Genomic DNA, 1,581 nt, shown 5'->3' with positions numbered 1-1,581 from the left:
TAAGGATTAGCGTTTAAAAGACCAGAGCAGCACTGAGCATCACCGCGACGGGTAGAATGATGCCTGAGAATACGATTGGTGCCAACGAATTGCGGTGCGCCTCGACCACGCTTTTATTGACACCGATCTCAAGTCTAAAATCGTTACCTAACAGGATGTTGGTTTTTTCGCTTGGTAGCGCAGCAATAGGGTAGTACTGAGTGTAGACAGGTTCGATCGATTCAACTAAGCGGTAAAAGAAGGGAGTATCTAATGCCTGCTTGGTGCCCAGCAAACTCTCGACACTGGTTCTGCCTTGCTTGGCAGCGAAACTAAATTCGAGAATTTCATCATTGAGCTGCTTGGTTAGTTGTTCGCGGTGAAAAGCGTGTGAGTCAACGTAAAGTTGGCGTATAAAAATAGTGTTCGCCGCTGCGATAAAAACAAACAAGCCAAGCAGGATTTTGAAGACGGATGAGCGCGTGAGCTCGTAGTTATCGACGAAGGACATAACCTGCGCCTCTCACCGTGTGAAGTAGCCCAGTACACCCAGCCTCTTCAAGCTTACGTCTTAGGTTTGCCACATGAACATCAATAACATTGGTTTTCGGGTCAAAATGGTAGCTCCAAATGCTCTCGAACAGCCGCATCCGAGACACAACTTGTTCATTGTGCTCGATGAAGTGCTGAATCAATTGGAACTCTTTAGGTTGAAGCAGCAACTCTTTGCCGTTGCAGACTAACTTGTGGGTTTTAAGATCGATGCTCAAGCAGTCATAGCTTAATGTGTGCGAGGGTGGGGAAGAACGATGGACGCGATTGATGATAATGTCGACACGGGCGATAAGCTCAGCTAAGGCAAATGGTTTAATTAGATAGTCATCACTGCCTGCTTGTAGCCCATCTACCCGCGCTTCTATGCTGTCCATCGCGCTAAGAATAAGTACAGGGATATTACTGTCAGTGGCTCGAATGGCCGATAACACCTTCATGCCATCTAAATAGGGTAACATGCGATCAAGGATGATGAGCTGATAATCACTGCTCAGTGCCATCATCAGGCCCTTCTTGCCGTCTTCTGCTTGATCAACACTGTAGCCGTGTTCTTGTAGGCCTTTGGCTACAAAGTCACGTGTGGTTTGGTCGTCTTCGATGATGAGTATTTTCACAATAACCCCTGCTTATGTTTCGTGGGGCTATCATATCGAATAAATCTATGATTTTAAGCGGAAAAAATAAGGCTCGCGTGACTAATGCGAGCCATGACGGTTTAGGGGGTAAACCGAAAAACGTTTTTAATGAATGAGTTACACTTTAAAGTAATGCTTATTTAGCTAGCCTTAACGAAACATTAAGATTTGTTAATGTAACTCTAGCGGTCTTTAACCGCGCATCATTGCGCAAGCGTAAGCCGTGGTAAATGCTTGTTCTTGGTACTGTTTAAGACCTGTATCTTTAAACTGAATACCGAGTGGGTTGCGCTTAAGGCTCTCTTTAATTGAGGTAGGAGAGACGACCTCTACGTTTAAACCGTCGATTAATTGAATAGCAGCTTCTAGCTTAAAGCCAACTGCGCCGCCAGCAAATTTGCCTTTGGTCTGA

3 protein-coding genes are annotated in these 1,581 nt (G+C 45.3%); all 3 read right to left on the bottom strand.

Going from position 1 to position 1,581, the window contains the following annotated elements; genetic code table 11:
- Positions 1-13: 13 nt before the first annotated feature.
- Complete coding sequence (locus tag QTO00_RS19470) at positions 14-490, bottom strand: hypothetical protein (protein ID WP_331426219.1); 477 nt, start codon at positions 488-490, stop codon at positions 14-16.
- On the bottom strand, positions 474-1,148 hold the full coding sequence (locus QTO00_RS19465; protein ID WP_331426218.1) for a response regulator transcription factor: 675 nt from the start codon (positions 1,146-1,148) through the stop codon (positions 474-476). The genes QTO00_RS19470 and QTO00_RS19465 overlap by 17 nt, the downstream gene beginning before the upstream one ends.
- Before the next feature lie 213 nt (positions 1,149-1,361).
- The coding region (locus QTO00_RS19460) for a DUF3010 family protein (protein WP_331426217.1) at positions 1,362-1,581 on the bottom strand (220 nt) is incomplete at its 5' end.

This window comes from Vibrio sp. M260118 (assembly GCF_036533755.1).
In the GTDB taxonomy this organism is placed as follows: domain Bacteria; phylum Pseudomonadota; class Gammaproteobacteria; order Enterobacterales; family Vibrionaceae; genus Vibrio.
The sequence above is the reverse complement of the archived record's forward strand: the minus strand, read 5'-3'. Positions and strand labels throughout refer to the sequence as shown.